Raw genomic sequence first — 18,364 nt, forward strand, 5'->3', positions numbered from 1 at the left:
TTCCGTTGGGGCGCGCCTTTAGAAATCGGCGACTTTGCCCCAGGCGGACGCCGCGAAGCGGCTGGGATGGTAGGGCCGCGGATCGACGATCGGCTCATCGCCGGTGACGATGTCGGCAATCAGATGACCGGCACCGGGTCCGATGCCGAAGCCATGACCGCTGAAGCCCGCAGCGAGGATGAAGCCGGGGAGGGTGGCGATCTCACCGATCCCAGGCACGCCGTCGGGCGTGCTGTCGATATAGCCCGCCCAGGCTGCACTGATACCGGTGCCCTTCAAGGCAGGCAGAAGCTTAAGCGCCCGCGCATGCGTCAGAGCAATGGTGGCCGCGTCGACTGCCGGGTCGAGGATGCGCATGCGCTCCATCGGCGTCCGGCTGTCGAGCCGCCAGCGCGCCAGGGATTCATGACCGGAACGAATCCCCTCCAACCCGCCGGGCGCGAGGCTCCGCCAGCGCCGGGCGAACATCGGCAGGAACTGCGGCGTGAAACGGAGCTGCTGCGCAGTGGGATCGACGCGACCGCGGCCGCTGATCGCCAAAGTGTAACCGCCATCGCCACGACGCGTCACGGAAACCGCCGATGTATGCAGCGCATCCGGCAGGCCGCTCGCACCTGGTGACACCGAGAGGATCGACGAGCGGATCGACGCTTGCGGAAATCGAATGCCAAGTTGCCGGCAGAAGGAGGAGGCCCAGGCCCCGCCAGCCAGGATTGCGACTTTTGTCCGGATCGTGCCGTGCTCGGTAACGACACCCGCAAGCCTGCCGCCTTCAATGTCGATGCCGCGCGCTGCGCAGGATTGATGCACTGTGCCGCCGAGCTTCAGGATCGCACGCGCGACGGCCGGCGCGGCATTGGCCGGATCGGCGATTCCGTCCGTTGGTGAAAACACCCCGCCCTTCCACGCGGCGCCGGTGGCACGCCCCCGTTCGGTTGCTTCCGCGCCGCTCAGCATATGAGTCGTGACGCCGACCGACCGGGCAAAATCGCGCCAGCTAGCCCAGCCGGATAGTTCCTCCTCACTGTTGCTAAGATAGAAAAGACCGCAGCGCCGGAAGCCGGTCTCCTCGCCGGTTTCGGTCGCGAATTGCTCCCACAGGTCGAGGCTCTTCGTCGACATCGGCAATTCCCGTGCGTCGCGGTTCTGCTGCCGGCACCAGCCCCAATTGCGGCTCGACTGTTCCGCCCCGATCCGGCCCTTCTCGATCAGGGCGACCTTCAATCCGCGCCGGACGAGATAATAGGCTGCGAAAACGCCGACGATGCCGCCGCCGATCACCACCGCATCGGCGGCAGAAGGTATCTCTGGTGTGGTGTCGACGCGCGTTAGCGGTGCGGGCATGGCATGGTCTCCGGTTCAGGGCTAGTCTAACGGATCCTAAGCCACGCCTTTGCCGGAGATCGACCGGCGGCAGCAGAAGATTCTGTCTTGCGGGGAGCCCGGCAGCCATTTGTGCTTCGCCATGTCCCGCAATCTGATCGACACCGCCTTGGTATATGTTAAGCTCGGTGTTGGAAAGCCGCAGCATAATCTGCTGCGTCATTGGCGATCTCAAGCACACGAAGGCGCGTGATGAAACTCGACCGGATCGACATAAAAATCCTCTACGAACTGCAGAAGAATGGCCGCGTCACCAATGTTGAACTGGCCGAGCTGGTCAACCTGTCGCCGAGCCCGTGCCTAATGCGGGTGAAGAAGCTGCAATCCGAAGGTTACATCGAAGGCTATTCGGCTCAGATCAATGTCAGCAAGCTCGGTCAGACGCTCACCGTGTTCACCGAGATTACGCTGAAGAACCATCGGCAGATCGACTTCGCCCGTTTCCTCGCGGTAATCGAGAAGGTCGATCAGGTGATCGAATGTCATCTGGTTTCCGGAGGCTATGATTATCTCTTGAAATTCGTCACCGCCGGCATCGACGAATACCAGACGATCATGGAACGGCTCACCGACATGGACGTCGGCATCGACAAATATTTCAGTTTCGTCGTCCTGAAGTCGCCGATCATCAAAGCCCACATGCCGCTGACCACGCTGTTTCCGCATTAAAGAGCGCGCATCGCTCGGAGATTTATGGCCCGCATGTTGTCTCCTCGGTGACAGCTGTCGCAGCAGCCGGCAGGTTTGGCTGGGTCGTGGATAGATTTCGAAATTATCGACTAAAGCGAGGCCTTCTTCGGCAACGCTGGCTTCCGCATTGCCTTAATCTCGGGTGACACCACGATCCACCCTAGAGGCAATAGGTGGTCCGTATTGCTCAACCTGGCCGCCGCCCCATCGCGCTCGGAAGCAGTCTACCCCCCGCCTCGTAGATTCAGAACCGCCTCCCAAGAAGGAAGATGACATGTCACTGTTGGTTACCATCGACACCGATCCGGATTTCACGCCGAAGGACGCGATCCCCGGACCGGAGCGGCTCATTTCAGGCAATCCCTTTTTCAAGACCTGGGCTCAGGATGCTTCTAAGGGAGAGAAGGTGTTAACCGGCGTCTGGGAAGCGACGCCTGGCGAGCATCATTCGATCAAGGGTACGACCTACGAATTCTGTCACATCATTTCGGGTCTCGTAGAAATCGAGGAGAAGGGCGGGGAGACGAAAACCTACCGTGCTGGTGACAGCTTCGTGATGAAGCCGGGTTTCGTCGGTGTTTGGCGCACGATCGAGACTGTCCGCAAAATCTATCTTTGTGTTTACGAGTGACCCGCAAAACTCAGGTGCGCCGACGACTGGCGCACCTTTGAACCGCCGTGATGGTGCGCCTCCTCAAAAGCCCAGGGCGATGATCTGCCCGCTCTTGTAATGTTGCGGGGCTCGCGAGCAGCTCCTCGTGCCCGCCTCAGAATGGCCCCCACTGCGGCCTGCGGACGCTCCATCAGGTTCTTGCCGGCGCCGCAAGATGAGCGCGACGACAATGCCCCGACGACAGCGGCAGGGGAGATCAGTGGTCCTGCGGACTATCGGCGGCCCTTTCGACGAATCCGGCGACGGCGATGATGGCTGCCTCCGTGTGCGGCAAAGCGGCGAGCTCGCCCAGCGTCACCGGTTTGATGGGTGGGCGCAGCCGATAGTAACCGAGCTCGCCGGGCGCTACGCCACGGCATTGCGCCAGCAGCTCAACCGCGGTCAGACCGCATAGACGGCCCTGGCATGGTCCCATTCCGCATCGGGTGAACGCCTTCATTTGGTTAGGGCCCGGCACGCCGAGCGCCGCAACTTCACGCAGCTTGCCAGCCGTAATTTCCTCACAGCGGCAGACGATGGTGCCGTCGTCTTCTGGCACACGACATGTTTTGGCGGGCCGGAACCGATGCTCTATGAAACTCCTGCCTCTGAGGGCGCGCGCGAGCTTTCGTGCGAGTTCGTTGCGGCGCTGTTCGTAGACACCCTGGCTAATTCGATGGAGATCGAGCGCCGCAGTCAGGCCCGCCAGCTCACCTTGGTGAGCCGAGGCAACCGCCCCGACAATTCCCGCCGCATCACCGGCGATCGAGACCCCCGGAACCGAACTTGCGCCGCAAATGTCAACGGCCGGGCGGAAGGCTGCCAGGCGCTCGTCCCAGACGTAGTCGCAGCCGGCCGCCAGCGCGAGATTGAGGTTTGGTGCGATCCCTTGGTGCAGAAGGAGCAGGTCGCCCGGAATGTCCCAGGACCTGTTGCCGCGAAGAACCCTTAGAGCGCTGAATTGTCCGGAACCAACCGCCTCGACCGCGGTCGCTCCGCGGATGACACGGGTTCGACGGTGAACCTCCCAGAGGAGCTTCAGGCCCTTGAGGGCATAGGGCGACGCGGCAAAGCCAAGCACGTGAGGCAGGGCAAAGCGCCAGTTCTCGACCGGCGTGGTATCGACGACCGCTATCACGGACACGCCTGCCCGGAGAAGCTGGCTTGCCAGCAAATACAGCAGGGGCCCGGTCCCGGCGAGAATGGTTCGCCCGGACGGCACGAGACCCGACGACTTCATCAGGATCTGCGCCGCCCCCGCCGTCATGACCCCGGGCATGGTCCACCCCGGGAATGGGAACGGACGCTCGAGCGCGCCGGTCGCGAGGATCACGCGATGGGCTGCGATCGGTCGAGCGATGCCTCCGAGCGAGATGCCGACCTCGAGCCCATGCGCGCCGTCGCCCGTTTCCTCGTCGGCAGGCCCGACGCTCCAGACCGTCGCCCGACGGGCATAGCTCAAGTCTGCCGCCTGAAACCGCTTTATCAGCGTTCGACCGGCAGCGTAGTCCGGCCCCATGCGCGCGAGATCGGCGTTCGAAGCCCGGTCGACCGCCCGATAGATCTGGCCACCGGGGGATTCGTTTTCGTCGGCCAGCAATACGGTGATGCCGTGGGCCGACGCTTCAACGGCTGCCGCGAGGCCGGAAGGCCCCGCGCCAACAATGATCAGGTCGTAGGCAGGTGCGAGATCAATGGCGGAGTGAATGTTCCGGATCATGCTTGCTGTCCTACCACGGCGGCGCCATCCTGCGTTTCGACCCGCATGCCCTCTTCCACGGTGATCAGGCAAGCCTGTCGGTTCGCTTGGCCGTCGATCTTGACGAGGCACTCGAAGCACACGCCCATCATGCAATAAGGAGCGCGGGCAGCGCCGGAAACCGGAGAGCGGCGCGTGATGCAATGTCCGGCAGCCAGCAGTGCAGCGGCGACGCTGTCACCGCTGCAGGCAGTGGTCCGCGTGCCGTTGAATGTGAAGGAGACAGAACTCTCCGTTCTGTCAGGCAGCCGCTGGAACACGGAACCTCCGGGAATGAAAGACGGAGAGATCTGCGCAGAGCTCGCCGGCCGAAATTTGCCGCGGCAGGACCAGCGCATGGTTCGCCGCCAGCGTCACGCCGGAATGGCAGGCGAATGCAAACGCACCTGGAAAACTCTCCGATTGCTCGTAAATGGGGTAGCCATCCGGCGTGACCACACGGAATGCCGCCCAGGTCCGCACCGACTTCACATCCCTCAGAAGTGGGAATGTGCGCACAGCGCGTTCGGCGAGGACCGCGGAAATCGGGCCGCGTGGCCGCTGGTGATCGATTGTCGCTTCCTTGCTCTCACCAATCAGTACTGAGCCCTCGTCTGTCTGCCGCAGGTAGCCGGTGGCATGGCTGAGGAAGGGCTTCAGCCGCTCGGTGACGATAATTTGGCCGCGGCTGGGCGAGAGTGGAACGTTCAGCCCAACCATCGGGGCGAGGGCGGTGTTACCGATCCCGGCCGCAAGCACGATCTTGCCGGAAGTCAGCCTCCACCCGTCCCCGGTCAATTCGAACACGCCGGCCCGATGGCGGATCGCCGTCGTCTTCCGATGCGGCAGATAATGAACGCCACGCTGCTGCAGCGCCTTGTGAAAGGCCGCGAACAGCCGCAGCGGGTTGACGTGTCCATCGAGAGGACTGAAAATCGCGCCTGCCACCGTCTCCCCGACCAGCGGCAAGCGGCGGCGTGTCTCCGCCTGATCGAGTATCTCATATTCGAGCGGCGGAGTACCTTCCGCCTCCATTCCCGGCTGGCTGGCGAGTTTCGCCATGGATGCGATCCCGCGCTCCAGCTCCGTTGGCGTGAGCCGAATTGAGAAACCGCCTGATTGGATGAAGCCAGTGTCGATGCCGGTTTCTCCCTTGAGCTCGGCTGCTAGCTGGTGCCAGTTCGCTGTGGAGGTTCGCGACCAACGGGAGTAGGCCGCGTTGCCGAGACCTTTGCTTGAGCTCCAGACGAGACCGAAATTTGCCCTGGCGGCCCTGTCTGCAACGTCGCCTTCATCAACGACAGCGACCCTCTGCCCGCACTTCGAGAGACCCCAGGCAATGGATACGCCTACGAGCCCGCCGCCGATGACGATTATGTCGTAATCCATTCCGCTAGCTGTCCCGAGGCACCCCATGGCTTTCTCCGGATTTGGCCTCACGATCAGATTGCGCCGACTTTGACCTTCGAACCGTCAAGAAGGCGCGACAGGCGGAAGGGGGTGGGGTCGACACAGGGTGTATCATTGGCAACCAGGTCGGCCGCCAGGCGGCCGATGCCCGGGCCAAGGCCGAACCCGTGGCCAGAGCAGCCCGCAGCCAAGTATAGACCTCTCACGCCATCGGCAGGTGAGATGACCGGCACTGCGTCCGGCGTGAAATCCACATAAGCTCCCCAGCTGTCGGCGATTTCGATCCCAGCCAGCGCGGGAAATTGTTCTTTGACCCGTTTCAAAATAGCGGCGGCCGTCTGACGGCTCGGAGACGGATCAAGCACGCGCGTCTTCTCGAAGGGCGACCTTCCACGCCCATCCCAACTCTCAAATGCTTCTGGACCTTTGAAAAAGGATTCGCCGATCCCGAATTGCACCGCCTTCAGACGCTTCATGAACATCGGCATGAACCAGCGGGCATAGCGAAGGCCCTGTGGTGTTATGTCCAGCGTCGCCCGGCCGCTGATCGCAAGTGTGTAGCTGCCATCCAACCGGCGGGTCAAAGCACACTCGGGCGTGTAGATCGCCTCGCCGAGATCGGCCGTAGGGCGCGTGCGAAGCGCGGTCTGACGCACGCTCGCCTGTGGAAAGAGAACGCCATGCTGACGGCAAAACATCGACGTCCAGGCACCGCCGGCGCAGAGAACGGCTTGGGTCCGGATCAGCCCCTTTTCTGTGATCACTCCGGCTACTGCTCCATTCGCCAGATCAAGACCTCGCGCAGCGCACTCTTGATGGACCGTCGCTCCAAGTTTGCGAGCGCCCTCAGCGATGGTCGGCGCGGCGATGGCGGGCTCGCCCTTGCCATCGTCAATGGAATGAACCCCGCCGAGCCATAGGCGACCATTTGCCGGGATTGCGGCAGCCGCTTCTGCGGCACCAAGCATCTTCGTATTGACGTTGAACTGGCGAGCCGTATCACGCCATGCTTCCCATTCCGCCAGTTGCTGCGGATTGTCAGTAGCGTAGAGCAAACCGCATCGACGGAAACCGACGTCTTCGCCAATTTTGGATTCAAACTCACCCCAGAGCCGCAGCGCGACACCCGAGAGCGGCAACTCCCGCTCATCCCGGTTCTGCTGGCGGCACCAACCCCAGTTGCGGCTCGACTGCTCGCAGCCGACCTGGCCTTTTTCGACCAGAGCGACCGAGAGTCCCCGCTCCGCTAGAAAGAAAGCCGCCGTTGCGCCAATGATGCCGCCGCCGATGACGACGACATCCGCCTTGGCGGGGAGTGCTTCATCGCTGTGTATTCGTTTGAGGAGTGGAGACATGGAGGCTGACCTGAACTGATTTGGAACCGACTTATACGGCACTGTTTCTGCCCCTCAGGCAGAAGTATCTGAGCCGATGACGGCTATTGTATTGAGTTGAAATGGCGGTGCGAGCTGCCCGCAAATTCGGTGGGCAGGGGCAGACTGCCTGGATCAAAGATTGGTGTCATGGCGCGTCCTCGAAGTGAACTCACCTGAAGCTACCGGAGGAAGGCGAGCAGCATGCATCGAATGAAAATGCACGGACGGCGGAATGTTCCGTGTTCGGCGGCATGACAGTCAAAACTTTGGCCGTTGAACTGGTAAATTGTAAAGCATCCTCTGACGACAGTGGTTTTGAATCGACTTCCGGTCGTAGCACGACAGACGCCGGGTTCAGGGCCACATCAACCCGACTGCTGCCGGCTCCAATTGATGAGCGCGCACAACCAAAATAGAGATCTAAGCCATGCCTACGGAAATTAATGATCGCCCTGCGCTTGCCATGATCCATACGGTTCCCGGGATCATCCCCTCATTTAACGAACTCGTCGGTCTCCATCTGCCCGGTTGGCGCGCGTTCAACATGTTAGATGAGAGCCTGCTGGGAAACACAATTCGTGAAGGCGCGTTGTCACCTCAAACTATGCGGCGGCTTGCGGGTCATATTTGGTCGGCGGTGGATGCAGGGGCTTCGGCGGTCCTCGTCACCTGTTCCTCACTCGGTCCGGCAGTGGATGCGGCAATGCCGCTCTGCCCCGCCCCACTCTTCCGAATAGATGATGGCATGGCGATTGAGGCGATCCGGCGCGGGAACCGAATTGGCGTCCTTGCAACTCTGGCTACGACAATGAACCCTACAACCCGGCTAATTGAACGCCATGCTCAAGGAATAGGTCATACTGTATCTGTGACCGGTCGTCTTTGTGATGGCGCCTTTGATAAGTTGCGAAGCGGTGACAGGGCAGCGCATGATGCAATGATACGTGAAGGCTTCGCTTCGCTCGTGGGCAGCGTCGACGTGGTTGTTCTTGCTCAAGCGTCAATGGCGAATGCTCTCAATGAAATGAGCGAGGCATCGATGCCGGTACTTACCAGCCCTGAGCTTGGTATCCTGCACATGGCCGCCGCGCTAAATGCGCGCTCCCGCATCCAGGAAAGGCTCTAGGCCAGCGGGTTCACCGGTTTTCCGCAGTTCGACCAGGCCGGCTTGGTACTGCGCGATCCTGATCGCAAAGCAGTGAACAAGACGGCCTCGCGCATCAGGCGGCGCGGCTTTGTAGAACAAGCCAGTCTACCGCGAGCCGCACCATCGGCCTGACCTCAGTGACGGCAATAGGCCCGCACGAGTTCCGGATCCTGCCTGAGCCCGTCGAGCCACGCCGGATCGAGCTTCGGCACGGACGAGAACAGCAGTTGCGAATAGGGATGCTGCGGCGTTTTCACTTTCGAGGGGGTGATTTCCTCGACTTTCCGGCCGCCATACATCACGACGATCTCGTCGCAGATCGCCTCCACCACCGAGAGGTCGTGGCTGATGAAGATGTAGGAGAGGCCGAGTTCGCGCTGCAATTCCTTGAGCAGGTCGATGACGGCGGCGGCGACAACGGTGTCGAGTGCCGAGGTGATCTCGTCGCAAAGGATCAGCTTCGGATCGGCGGCAAGCGCACGCGCGAAGTTGACGCGCTGCTTCTGTCCGCCCGAGAGTTCTCCCGGCCTGCGGTGGCGCAGACTGCGGGGAAGACGCACCATGTCGAGCAGCTGATCAATCCTGGTGTTTTGCGCCTGCCGATCCATGCGGTGGTAAAAAGCCAGCGGCCTGGCGAGGATGTCCTCGACGGATTTTGCCGGATTGAGGGCGGTGTCGGCATATTGGAAGACGATCTGCATTTCGCGCAGTTGATCACGTGAACGCTCGCGCGCATTGCGGGGCAGTTCCGTGCCGTCGAAGACGATCTTGCCGGCTGCGGCCGGCAGAATGCCGGCAATGGTGCGGGCGAGTGTCGATTTGCCGCAACCGGATTCGCCGATAATGCCGAGGTTGCGTCCTTTTTCCACTGTCAGGCTCACATGCTCGACCGCGCGTACGAAAGGGAGGCCGTCAGCCTGGCGCTGCCCATAACCCGCAACGACGTCCTCGATCTTCAGGAGCTGCGCCGTCGCACTCTCGGCAAGGCTTGCCGTGTCGCGCGGTCTCGGCTCGAACGCTGCGAGCAGCTGACGCGTATAAGGATGCTTCGCATTGTTGAGGATCTCTTCGGTGGTGCCGGTTTCCTGGGTCTCCCCCCCTTTCAACACCACGATTCGGTCGGCGATCTGTGCGACGACAGCAAGGTCGTGCGAGACATAGACGCCTGATATGCCGCCCTTCTTCATGACCGATTTGAAGGCGCGCAGCACTTCGATCTGGGTCGTCACGTCGAGCGCCGTCGTCGGCTCGTCGAAGATGACAAGAGTCGGGTTGCCGATCAGCGCCATGGCGGCAGCCAGACGCTGCAGCTGACCGCCGGAAACCTGGTGCGGATAGCGGCTGCCGATCGTTTCCGGTTCCGGCAGGGACAGCGCCCGGAAGAGTTCGATGGCCTTGGCACGCGCTTCTTCCGGCGACATCAGCTGATGAATACGCGTGATCTCGACCACCTGATCCATGATTGATGTGGCCGGGTTGAAAGCGGCAGCGGCCGATTGCGGCACGTAAGCAACCTGGGTGCCGCGTAGTTTGGCCCGCTGCTTTCCGCTCAGCGCGACCAAATCCTTGCCGGCGACCGATACAGTGCCGCCGGAGATGCGACAGCCTGGGCGGGTATGACCCATGAGGGTCAGCGCGATCGTGGTCTTGCCGGAGCCGCTCTCGCCGATCAGCGCGACGATCTCACCCTCGGCAATGTCGAGGGTGACATCTTTGATGATCTCGACACGTCGGCCGGAATCGGTAGTGGCTTCGACCCGGAGGTTACGAATTTCGACAAGATTGCTCATCACTCGCTCCGATCTCGGATTTTCTGCGGCAGATTGTCGATCAGCAGGTTCACGCTGATTGTGAGGCTTGCGATGGCAAGCGATGGAAACATGACGGCGGGAGCCCCGAATGGCAGGCCACCGATGTTTTCACGCACGAGCGCACCCCAGTCCGCATACGGTGGCTGCACGCCCAGTCCTAGGAAGGAAAGGCCGGAGAGCAGGAGAACGATGAAGACGAAGCGGAGCCCGAAATCGGCAAGTACGGGACCCATGATATTGGGCAGAATTTCCGAGCGGATCAGATAGAGGGTGCTTTCACCGCGGATGCGGGCGACAGTGATGAAGTCCATGGAATTGACGTTGACGGCGAGCGCCCGAGCGAAACGATAGGAGCCCGGAATATAAATTACCGAAAGCGTCAGGATCAGCACCGGGATCGACGATCCGACGGCTGCGACCACGACCAGGCCGAAGAGCTTGGACGGAATGGAATTCATGGCATCGAGAAAACGGGAGAGCAACGTGTCGAGCCAACCACCGGCGACCGCCGCTATCATGCCGAGTACGACGCCGCTGAAGCAGGCGATCGTCACCGCCGCAAGAGAGATGCCGACCGTGTAGCGCGCGCCCATCAGGATGCGCGAGAAGACATCGCGGCCGAGATAATCCGATCCCATCCAAAACTGCTGGGATATCGGCCCGAAATAGTCGTAATCGACGATTTCGCCCACTGGGTAGGGGATGAGCGTGTGCGCGAAGATCGCGATAAAGGCCCAGAACAGGATGACGGCAAGCCCCAGGAGCCCAACGAGATTGAAGCGGTAGCTGAGCCGGCGCGCCACGGCGGGCCGTTGTTCGATATGGGATGTCATCGCAGCCTCGGATTGGAAAGAATGGCAATGATATCGGCAAGGGTGATGAGGATGAGGTAGCCGACACAGAAGATCATAGCGCAGGTCTGAATGAGCGGCAGGTCGCGCGTGGCCACCGCATCCACCATCAGTTTGGCAATGCCCGGATAGTTGAAGATGGTCTCAACGATGATGACCCCGCCCAGCAGATAGGATAGCGAAAGCGCGATCGCGTTGACGATCGGACCAAGGGCGTTCGGCAATGCATGCTTCAGAACAATGCGACTGCGGGAGGCGCCTTTCAGCAACGCCATTTCGGCATAGGGCGTGTTCAGAGTTTCAACCACGGCAGCCCGCGTCATCCGGATCATCTGCGCCGATACGCCGAAGGTCAGTGTGATCACCGGCATCGCATAGACCCGCAGCAGATCGGTGAAGGTTTTCGCTTCATTCGTAAAGGAAATTGCCGGGAGCCACTGCAGATAGACCGCAAAGAACAGGACCGCCGATGTTGCAATCATGAATTCGGGCACGGAGATCACGCCAATCGTAAGCACCGTGACCGCCCGGTCATAGAGCGAGCCACGCATCATGGCGGCCGTGATGCCGAGCGTCAGCGCGATCGGAACCGCGAACAAGGCGGTTATGCCGGCGAGTTTCATAGAGTTTACGAAACGCCCTCCGATCAAGTCGGCGATCGGCATGTCGTTGGCGTAAGACGTGCCGAGGTCGCCGGACAGGAGCCCTGTCATCCAGTAGACGAAACGCAGGAACGCCGGCTCGTCGAGATGCATGGCCTTGCGTAGCCCCTCGACCGCCTCCGGGGTCGCGGCCTGCCCGAGCAGGATCGACGCCGTGTCACCGGGAAGCATCGTCGTTGCGAAGAACACCGCGAAGGAGACGATCAGAAGTGTGACAGCGGAGATGAACAGTCGACTGGCAATAAGAGACAGGACCGGATTCTTCATATGCAGGCCTCCCGTCGGCCGTTGGCTGACAGTACATTACGAAACAGGGGGACGAGCGGGGACTTATCGCCCCCGGCATGTGCCGATCAGCCTTCCAGCCAGATATATTCCGGGAAGGAGTAGCCCATCATTCCGCCGAGCGGGTTGGTCTCAAGTCCCTTGACCTTGGAGGAGACCGCATCGACGTTGGAGAGGTAAGCCGGAATGATGGTGCCGGCTTCTTCCGACACCATGACCTGCATCTCGTTGTAGATCTCGCGGCGCTTGGCCTGGTCGAGCGAGCCGCGCGCTTCGAGCAGCATCCGGTCGAATTTTTCCGACTTGTATTGGCTCTCGTTCCATGGCGCATCGGATGCATAGAGGAGCGAGAACAGGATGTCAGGTGTCGGCCGCGGATTGATATTGCCAAAATGGATCGGCGCCTTGAGCCAGTAGTTGTCCCAATATCCGTCGGACGGTACGCGCTGCACGTCGAACTTCATGCCGATTTCTGCGCCGGCGGCCTGGACGATCATGGCCATGTCGATCGCCGAATTCGCTGCATCGGACGCGATCACCGGGATCGACTGACCGAGAAGGCCGGCTTTCTCGAAGAGGAACTTTGCTTTTTCGGGATCGAACGATTTCGGTTTCAGGTCCCCATTATAATAGAAGTTCGACGGTGAGATCGGCTGATCGTTTCCGATCTCGGCGAGCCCGCGCAAGGCCGATTTTTGAATCTGCTCGCGATTGATCAGATATTTCATGCCCTCTACGAAGCCCTTTTTGTCGCCGGGCGCTGTGTCCAGGCGGATATTCAGGTTCGTGTAATTGCCGGCGGTCGTCTTATTGAGGAAGAATCCTTCCTTGCCATCCACGAGGCGCACAGAGCGCGGATTGATGGCGGCAGCGAGGTGGATGTCGCCCGAGAGCAATGCATTGACGCGGGCGTTGTCCTCAGCGATCGCGAAGAATTCGAACGAGTCAACGTTCGGATGGTTGGGCTTCCAATAATTCTTGTTCTTCAGGCCGACCGAGCGAACGCCGGGCTCGAAGACCTCGCGGACGAAAGCGCCGGTACCGTTGCCCTTGGAGAAGTCGGTCGTGCCGTCGGCGACGATCATGAAATGGTGCATGCCGAGGATCATCGGCAGGTCGGCATTCGCGGTTTCCAGCGTGATCTCAACCGTCAATTTGTCGACCGCCTTGAACCCGGTCATCTGCTTGGCGATCTTAGCGACCTTCGAGCCGACCGCCGGGTCGAGATGACGCTTCATCGAGAAGACGACGTCGTCGGCCGTAAGCGGTTTGCCGTCGTGGAAGGTGACGCCGCTGCGCAGCTTGATCGTCCAGACCTTTGCGTCCTTGGTTTCGACCGACTCGGCGAGCTCCATTCGCGGCGTGCCATCGGACTGAATATAGGTGAGGCGATTGTAGAATGCGCAGCAGCGCACATAGTCGGTCGAAAGCGAAGCTTTCGCCGGGTCGAGCGTGTCGGCCGTCGAGGACGACCAGCCGGCCGCCTTGAGGGCGCCGCCGGCAACGGGCGTGGCCGCGACCGCCTGCGAGGCGCGGCCGAGGATGAGGCCGCCCGCAGACATCGCGACGCCGCCGGCCAGCATCAGTTGCAGAAGTTCGCGCCGAGTCGCGCCGCGGCGGATGGCGGTTTCGATCATGGCGTCGTCGGCTCTGGTCCAATTGGTGATCTTGTCGTTCATCTCATTCCCCTTTTCTTTTGCGGCGGCTGCCTTGCGAGGCGAGTCCGCACCGGTTCATAGTCAGGCACGCGCGGCGGCCACGGCAGCGGAAAGGCCTGCCATGGACGTGAAATGATAGTCTGGTGTCGTGAATTCGGCCGGTTCGATCGTGCCGCCGTAACCCTTCTGGTCATGGCGCCGCTCGATCCAGCAATTGGTCAGCCCCAGCTTCCTGGAAATCCCGATATCGTGATACTGGCTTTGGGCGACGTGCAGGATGTCGTCCTTCGAATGGCCTTCCGAGGCGATGTAGCCGAAGACCTTCTCGAAGAATGCAGGATCGGGTTTTTCGGTCCCGGTATCGTCGGCGGTGAAGGCGGCATGGAAGGGATTGCCGAGCTCCTTCTCGAAGAAAGCAAAGGCCCAGCGGCGGGCATTGGTCATTGCAACGAGGCGGTAGTTTTTCGCCAGGCTTGCCAGTGCTGCGGCGCTGTCTGCGAAACCCTTCCAGCTCTTCGCCGAGTCCCGCAGCCGCTCGCCATAATTGCGATCGACGGGCAGGCCGAGCTTCGGTGAGATCGCCAGATAGACACGCACGAGGTCGTCGGGAAAGAGGTCGGCGTTGCCGGAATAGCGGGCCTCGCGATATAGGCTGAGGGCACGTTCGCCATCGATTTCATTTCCCGTTTCGGCCGCGATCTCGGCGAGACAGGCCTTGAGGCCGCCCTCGAAGTCGATGAGCGTGCCGACGACGTCGAAGGTCATATACTTGAATTCCAAAAGGCTCTTGCTCACGCGAATTCCCCAGTGTTCGGCTCCGATGGGAGCACGCTTCTCAAAGAAGAATATTCTGTTCCCGGCGGGATCTTTGTCCCGCTCTTGTGGAAGGCCCGCCTTTGCCGGGATCAAGGCCTTTGGTCGATTTCAGTTTGTCACCTGCACTGCGCCGGATTCTCCGAAATGACGCCATTGAGCGGCACAAAATTCCGAATCCGGCAGTTTCGCGGTATACTCAGGCGCGCAGCGCCCGGCGCACATCCGGGTCCTCAAGCGTCTCGTCCAGCGTGATGCGCGTGCGCTCGACGATCGCATCGATTTCCGTTTCGGTGCAGCATAGCGGCGGCGCATAACCGAGGACGCCGTTGGCGAAGGCGCGTATGACGAGGCCGTTCTCCCATGCACGATCGAAGATCCGGCGGGCGGGTTCAGCAGATGACGGCAGCGGCGTCTTGTTGCTTTTGTCGACCACCAGTTCGACGGCCGCGAGCATGCCGCGGCCACGGACATCGCCGACGAGCGGGTGATCTCTCAGCGATTGGAGGCCCCGCATCAGCCGCGCCCCGGCTCTGACGCCATTCTGGAGAAGGCCATTTTCGTAAAGCTTCAGGACTTCCAGGCCGACCGCGGCGCTGACGGGATGGGCCGAGTAGGTGTAGCCGTGACCGATAGCGGTGGCGCCGGCCCCCTCGGCAATCGTTTCATAGACGTGGTCGGCCATGAAGACGGCGCCCATCGGGACGTAGCCGGAGGTGAGGCCCTTGGCAGTCGTTATGAAATCCGGCACGACCTCTTCCTCGCTGCAGGCAAAAAGCGGCCCGGTGCGGCCAAAGCCGGTGATCACCTCATCCGCCACGAAAAGGATGTCGTGCTCGCGGCAGAATTCGCGCATTGCCTTCACCCAGCCTTTCGGCGGTACGAGGACGCCGCCCGAACCCTGGATCGGTTCGACGTAAAAGGCGGCGACCCGCTCCGGCCCGATCGCCTCGACCTTGCTTTTCAGCGCGGCGAGCGAGGCTTCGATGATCGCCTGTGGATCATCGCCGACGGGGTTGCGATAGGCGTAGTGAGACGGAATCTTATGCTGCCAGTCAAAGGGAAGGCCGAAGCCTGCATGGAAGGCAGGCAAGGCGGTCAGGCCCGCACCCGCCGTCGAGGAGCCGTGATATCCCTGTTCGACCGAGATGAACTGGTCGCGCTCAGGACGGCCTCGGGCATTCCAGTAGTAGCGGATGAACCGGATTGTGCTGTCTACTGCGTCGGAGCCGCCGAGGGTGAAGTAGACATGGTTGAGATCGCCTGGCGCCCGATCGGCGAGTTCTGAGGCAAGCCGGATCGCCGGCTCGGAGCCGAGGCCGAAATAGGCCGTTGCGTAGGGAAGCTCCTGCATCTGCCGGGCCGCTGCCTCGACAATGCTCTCGTGGCCGTAACCAGCATTGACGCACCAGAGGCCGGCGAAGCCGTCGATCAGCTGTTTGCCGGAAGCGTCGGTGACCGTTGCGCCCTTGGCCGAGGCCAGCACGCGCACGCCATGCTTCTCGTGGCTGCGGTAGGAGGCGACCGGATGGATGAGATGGGCGCGGTCGAGTTCGATGAGCGAGTTGGCGTACATGAGGTCTCCGATCAGCCGAGCGCCTGGCTGGCAAGCGCGAAGGTGGTGGCAGCAGGGGCGGCGGCGTGGCCGACCCATGGCTTCCCGCAAGTCTGCCGGAGTGCCGGCGGGCAGATCGTCTGAAGGCCGTGGTTCAAGCAGTATCTTATGGCTTTGCGATCATGGGTCGCCGCATCTTATGCTGGCGGACCGACCCTCTCGCAAACCGCTTGCTGCGAGTGTGTTGCAGGCCTGAGTCTTGTCACTGCATCATCGCCAGCGCGGCAGTGAAGAAATCTTCGCCTCCGAAATTGCCTGATTTCAACGCTAGAAGCATATCGCCTTGCGCATTGCCGACCGTGCGCAGTACCGGCACGCCGGGAGCAATTTCGGGGCCGATCAGAAATGCCGGGATGGCGAGCTTGTCGACTGCGGCCCCCGAGGTCTCGCCGCCTGCGACCACGAGGCGCCGCACGCCTCTCTCCACCAGTTCGGCGGCGATGATCGATGTGGCGGTCTCGATCGCGTGGCCAGAGGCCTTCCGCCCATATTGCGATTGCAGCCGGGATACGGTTTCGGGTGCCGCGCTCGCGGCGACCACGACCGGGCCAGCAGAAATGCGGTCACCGGCCCAGGAAATCGCCGCGGCGATCTGATCCGGACCGGCGGCCAGCAGCCGCTCCGGATCAAGCCGCAGCACGGGCATGACTCGTTCAGCGACGTCGATCTGGCGCAGCGTCGCCTTCGAACAGCTGCCGGCAATGATCGCTGAAAGCCCGCCCACAGGGCGAATGACGTCTTCACCTGTCGCGCTGCCGGAGATCCGGCCGGAACGGACAAGCGCGCGGGCAAGGCCGAGGCCGAGGCCGGACGCCCCGGTGGATACCGGCGTTTCCAGCGCGATTTCGCCCAGCGTTTCCAGATCCCGTTCGAAAATCGCGTCGGCGATAGCCATGGTCGCGCCCGTCCTGGCAAGGGCATCGAGCTTCGCCTTGGCGGCGGCCGCTCCGGCGGCGATGGCTGGGAGATCGATCAGTCCGACGGTGCCGCGCGATTGCCGGGCGAGAACCCGCACGAGATTGGCGTCGTGCATTGGGTTCAGCGGGTGGTCCTTGAGCGGGCTTTCGTTCAGCGGTTGGCCGCCGACGAAGAGGTGGCCGAGATAGACGGTGCGCCCTGTTTCCGGAAAGGCCGGTGTAACCAGCACGCCGCCGCCGCCCGCCGCCTCGCTCAAAGCCTCGGTGACGGGGCCGATATTGCCGGCATCGGTGGAATCGAAGGTCGAGCAGATCTTGTAAAGCACATGGCCCGCGCCCTGCTGGCGCAGCCAGCGCTCAGCTTTGGTTGCAGCGTTCACGGCCTCCGAAGCCGGAACGGAGCGGATTTTCAGCGAAACGACCACAGCATCGATATCCGGCAGCGCGAGCGACGGATCGGGAATGCCGACCGTCTGCACCGTGCGCAGTCCGTTCTTCGTCAGCGTGTTGGCGAGATCGGACGCGCCCGTATAGTCGTCTGCGATCGATCCAAGCGATATAGCCATCGTCTAGCTCCTTGCGAAAGGTTTGAACCACCCAAGGCCGTCCAGCGTCTGGCCGCGCGGGATATATTCGCAGCCGATGAAGCCGTCATAACCCAGCCGGTCGATTTCGCCGAACAGGTAGGGATAGTTCAGCTCCTCCCCGTCCGGCTCGTTGCGTGACGGCACGCTGGCGATCTGGATGTGGCCGGTGATCGGCAGCAGCCGCCGCAATGCCATCGTGACGTCGCCATGGAGGATCTGACGGTGATAGATGTCGAACTGCAGCTTCAGATTCGGCAGGCCGCATTCGGCGATCAGCCGCTCGGCGATCGCGAAGTCGTTGAGGAAGTATCCCGGCATGTTGCGCCCATTGATCGGCTCCAGCAGGAGATCGATGCCTTTTTCCGCAAGCCGGCCGGCAGTGTAGGCGACGGAGCGCCGGTAGGAAGAGGCGGCCTCCTGATCATGAGGGTCGGCGATACCCGCCATCAGGTGCAATCGCCTGACGCCCGTCGCCGCCGCATATTCCAATGCCCGCTCGACATCCGCTTTGAGGTCGTCGAACCGTCCGGGAAGAGCCGCGATGCCGCGCTCGCCCGCACCCCAGTCGCCCGGCGGCAAATTGAACAAAGCTTGCCGCAGATTGTTGCGGGCAAGCCGTTCGGCGATGGCCTCCGGTGCGGCCCCGTAGGGGAAGAGGTATTCGACGGCGGAAAATCCCGCATCGGCTGCGGCGTCGAAGCGATCGAGGAAGTCCCATTCGTTGAACATCATCGTCAGGTTGGCGGCGAAAGCGGGCATATCGATATTC

General features: G+C 61.7%; 17 protein-coding genes. 3 read left to right on the forward strand and 14 right to left on the reverse strand.

Annotated features, from left to right (window positions below; translation table 11 throughout):
- Positions 1-18 precede the first annotated feature (18 nt).
- Positions 19-1,344, reverse strand: a complete 1,326-nt coding sequence (locus N2597_RS27780; RefSeq protein ID WP_077989049.1) for an NAD(P)/FAD-dependent oxidoreductase — start codon at positions 1,342-1,344, stop codon at positions 19-21.
- 231 nt (positions 1,345-1,575) lie between these two features.
- On the opposite strand from N2597_RS27780, the gene N2597_RS27785 reads away from it, so the two are divergent.
- Together N2597_RS27785 and N2597_RS27790 are read left to right on the forward strand one after the other, a co-directional pair.
- On the forward strand, positions 1,576-2,052 hold the full coding sequence (locus N2597_RS27785) for an Lrp/AsnC family transcriptional regulator (RefSeq protein WP_040112276.1): 477 nt from the start codon (positions 1,576-1,578) through the stop codon (positions 2,050-2,052).
- A 295-nt stretch (positions 2,053-2,347) separates the two neighbouring features.
- On the forward strand, positions 2,348-2,704 hold the full coding sequence (locus N2597_RS27790) for a cupin domain-containing protein (protein ID WP_064685941.1): 357 nt from the start codon (positions 2,348-2,350) through the stop codon (positions 2,702-2,704).
- Between the two features lie 238 nt (positions 2,705-2,942).
- Here the strand turns inward: N2597_RS27790 and N2597_RS27795 are convergent, their stop codons facing one another.
- Genes N2597_RS27795 through N2597_RS27810 form a run of 4 tightly spaced genes read right to left on the reverse strand, consistent with a single transcriptional unit; the run spans position 2,943 to position 7,228 of the window.
- A complete protein-coding gene (locus tag N2597_RS27795; protein WP_183602424.1) occupies positions 2,943-4,445 on the reverse strand; it encodes an NAD(P)/FAD-dependent oxidoreductase in 1,503 nt (500 codons plus the stop codon).
- Positions 4,442-4,744, reverse strand: coding sequence for a (2Fe-2S)-binding protein (locus N2597_RS27800; protein ID WP_077989051.1), 303 nt, complete (start codon positions 4,742-4,744; stop codon positions 4,442-4,444). The genes N2597_RS27795 and N2597_RS27800 overlap by 4 nt, the downstream gene beginning before the upstream one ends.
- Entirely contained in the window at positions 4,725-5,852 is a 1,128-nt protein-coding gene (locus N2597_RS27805) for an NAD(P)/FAD-dependent oxidoreductase (RefSeq protein ID WP_183602426.1), read from the reverse strand. The genes N2597_RS27800 and N2597_RS27805 overlap by 20 nt, the downstream gene beginning before the upstream one ends.
- A gap of 53 nt (positions 5,853-5,905) precedes the next feature.
- On the reverse strand, positions 5,906-7,228 hold the full coding sequence (locus tag N2597_RS27810) for an NAD(P)/FAD-dependent oxidoreductase (protein ID WP_183602428.1): 1,323 nt from the start codon (positions 7,226-7,228) through the stop codon (positions 5,906-5,908).
- A gap of 448 nt (positions 7,229-7,676) precedes the next feature.
- On the opposite strand from N2597_RS27810, the gene N2597_RS27815 reads away from it, so the two are divergent.
- Complete coding sequence (locus N2597_RS27815) at positions 7,677-8,375, forward strand: aspartate/glutamate racemase family protein (RefSeq protein ID WP_183602431.1); 699 nt, start codon at positions 7,677-7,679, stop codon at positions 8,373-8,375.
- A 155-nt stretch (positions 8,376-8,530) separates the two neighbouring features.
- On the opposite strand, the gene N2597_RS27820 is transcribed toward N2597_RS27815, so the two are convergent.
- The 9 genes from N2597_RS27820 to otnI all read right to left on the reverse strand — a co-directional run bounded on the left by N2597_RS27820 (position 8,531) and on the right by otnI (position 18,354).
- Positions 8,531-10,186 carry an ABC transporter ATP-binding protein gene (locus N2597_RS27820; RefSeq protein WP_183602172.1) on the reverse strand — a complete coding sequence of 552 codons (1,656 nt, stop codon included), beginning with the start codon at positions 10,184-10,186 and terminating at the stop codon, positions 8,531-8,533.
- Positions 10,186-11,040, reverse strand: coding sequence for an ABC transporter permease (locus N2597_RS27825; RefSeq protein ID WP_040141926.1), 855 nt, complete (start codon positions 11,038-11,040; stop codon positions 10,186-10,188). The genes N2597_RS27820 and N2597_RS27825 overlap by 1 nt, the downstream gene beginning before the upstream one ends.
- Positions 11,037-11,987, reverse strand: coding sequence for an ABC transporter permease (locus N2597_RS27830; protein WP_040141924.1), 951 nt, complete (start codon positions 11,985-11,987; stop codon positions 11,037-11,039). The genes N2597_RS27825 and N2597_RS27830 overlap by 4 nt, the downstream gene beginning before the upstream one ends.
- Positions 11,988-12,073: 86 nt before the next feature.
- Positions 12,074-13,684: an ABC transporter substrate-binding protein gene (locus tag N2597_RS27835; RefSeq protein WP_077989057.1), complete on the reverse strand. Its 1,611-nt coding sequence runs from the start codon at positions 13,682-13,684 to the stop codon at positions 12,074-12,076.
- A gap of 60 nt (positions 13,685-13,744) precedes the next feature.
- The gene (locus tag N2597_RS27840; RefSeq protein ID WP_183602170.1) at positions 13,745-14,458 is read right to left on the reverse strand and encodes an HAD-IA family hydrolase; all 714 of its coding nucleotides are present in this window, start codon (positions 14,456-14,458) and stop codon (positions 13,745-13,747) included.
- Between the two features lie 217 nt (positions 14,459-14,675).
- The gene (locus N2597_RS27845; RefSeq protein WP_086156614.1) at positions 14,676-16,052 is read right to left on the reverse strand and encodes an aspartate aminotransferase family protein; all 1,377 of its coding nucleotides are present in this window, start codon (positions 16,050-16,052) and stop codon (positions 14,676-14,678) included.
- Positions 16,053-16,063: 11 nt separating this feature from the next.
- Positions 16,064-16,189, reverse strand: a complete 126-nt coding sequence (locus N2597_RS27850; RefSeq protein WP_280950815.1) for a hypothetical protein — start codon at positions 16,187-16,189, stop codon at positions 16,064-16,066.
- A 104-nt stretch (positions 16,190-16,293) separates the two neighbouring features.
- On the reverse strand, positions 16,294-17,574 hold the full coding sequence (gene otnK, locus N2597_RS27855) for a 3-oxo-tetronate kinase (RefSeq protein WP_183602168.1): 1,281 nt from the start codon (positions 17,572-17,574) through the stop codon (positions 16,294-16,296).
- Between the two features lie 3 nt (positions 17,575-17,577).
- Positions 17,578-18,354 (reverse strand): 2-oxo-tetronate isomerase, encoded by a 777-nt coding sequence (gene otnI / locus N2597_RS27860; protein ID WP_183602166.1) that lies wholly within the window; start codon positions 18,352-18,354, stop codon positions 17,578-17,580.
- Positions 18,355-18,364: the final 10 nt, after the last annotated feature.

The organism is Rhizobium sophoriradicis (genome assembly GCF_025200795.1).
GTDB lineage: Bacteria > Pseudomonadota > Alphaproteobacteria > Rhizobiales > Rhizobiaceae > Rhizobium > Rhizobium sophoriradicis.

What these genes read in the sequence shown, in the direction of transcription:
- N2597_RS27805 (WP_183602426.1), bottom strand. Translation starts at nt 5,852, where the DNA reads ATGGATTACGACATAATCGTCATCGGCGGCGGGCTCGTAGGCGTATCC.
- otnK (WP_183602168.1), bottom strand. Translation starts at nt 17,574, where the DNA reads ATGGCTATATCGCTTGGATCGATCGCAGACGACTATACGGGCGCGTCC.
- N2597_RS27810 (WP_183602428.1), bottom strand. Translation starts at nt 7,228, where the DNA reads ATGTCTCCACTCCTCAAACGAATACACAGCGATGAAGCACTCCCCGCC.
- otnI (WP_183602166.1), bottom strand. Translation starts at nt 18,354, where the DNA reads ATGCCCGCTTTCGCCGCCAACCTGACGATGATGTTCAACGAATGGGAC.
- N2597_RS27815 (WP_183602431.1), top strand. Translation starts at nt 7,677, where the DNA reads ATGCCTACGGAAATTAATGATCGCCCTGCGCTTGCCATGATCCATACG.
- N2597_RS27845 (WP_086156614.1), bottom strand. Translation starts at nt 16,052, where the DNA reads ATGTACGCCAACTCGCTCATCGAACTCGACCGCGCCCATCTCATCCAT.
- N2597_RS27825 (WP_040141926.1), bottom strand. Translation starts at nt 11,040, where the DNA reads ATGACATCCCATATCGAACAACGGCCCGCCGTGGCGCGCCGGCTCAGC.
- N2597_RS27830 (WP_040141924.1), bottom strand. Translation starts at nt 11,987, where the DNA reads ATGAAGAATCCGGTCCTGTCTCTTATTGCCAGTCGACTGTTCATCTCC.
- N2597_RS27820 (WP_183602172.1), bottom strand. Translation starts at nt 10,186, where the DNA reads ATGAGCAATCTTGTCGAAATTCGTAACCTCCGGGTCGAAGCCACTACC.
- N2597_RS27795 (WP_183602424.1), bottom strand. Translation starts at nt 4,445, where the DNA reads ATGATCCGGAACATTCACTCCGCCATTGATCTCGCACCTGCCTACGAC.
- N2597_RS27835 (WP_077989057.1), bottom strand. Translation starts at nt 13,684, where the DNA reads ATGAACGACAAGATCACCAATTGGACCAGAGCCGACGACGCCATGATC.
- N2597_RS27785 (WP_040112276.1), top strand. Translation starts at nt 1,576, where the DNA reads ATGAAACTCGACCGGATCGACATAAAAATCCTCTACGAACTGCAGAAG.
- N2597_RS27780 (WP_077989049.1), bottom strand. Translation starts at nt 1,344, where the DNA reads ATGCCCGCACCGCTAACGCGCGTCGACACCACACCAGAGATACCTTCT.
- N2597_RS27790 (WP_064685941.1), top strand. Translation starts at nt 2,348, where the DNA reads ATGTCACTGTTGGTTACCATCGACACCGATCCGGATTTCACGCCGAAG.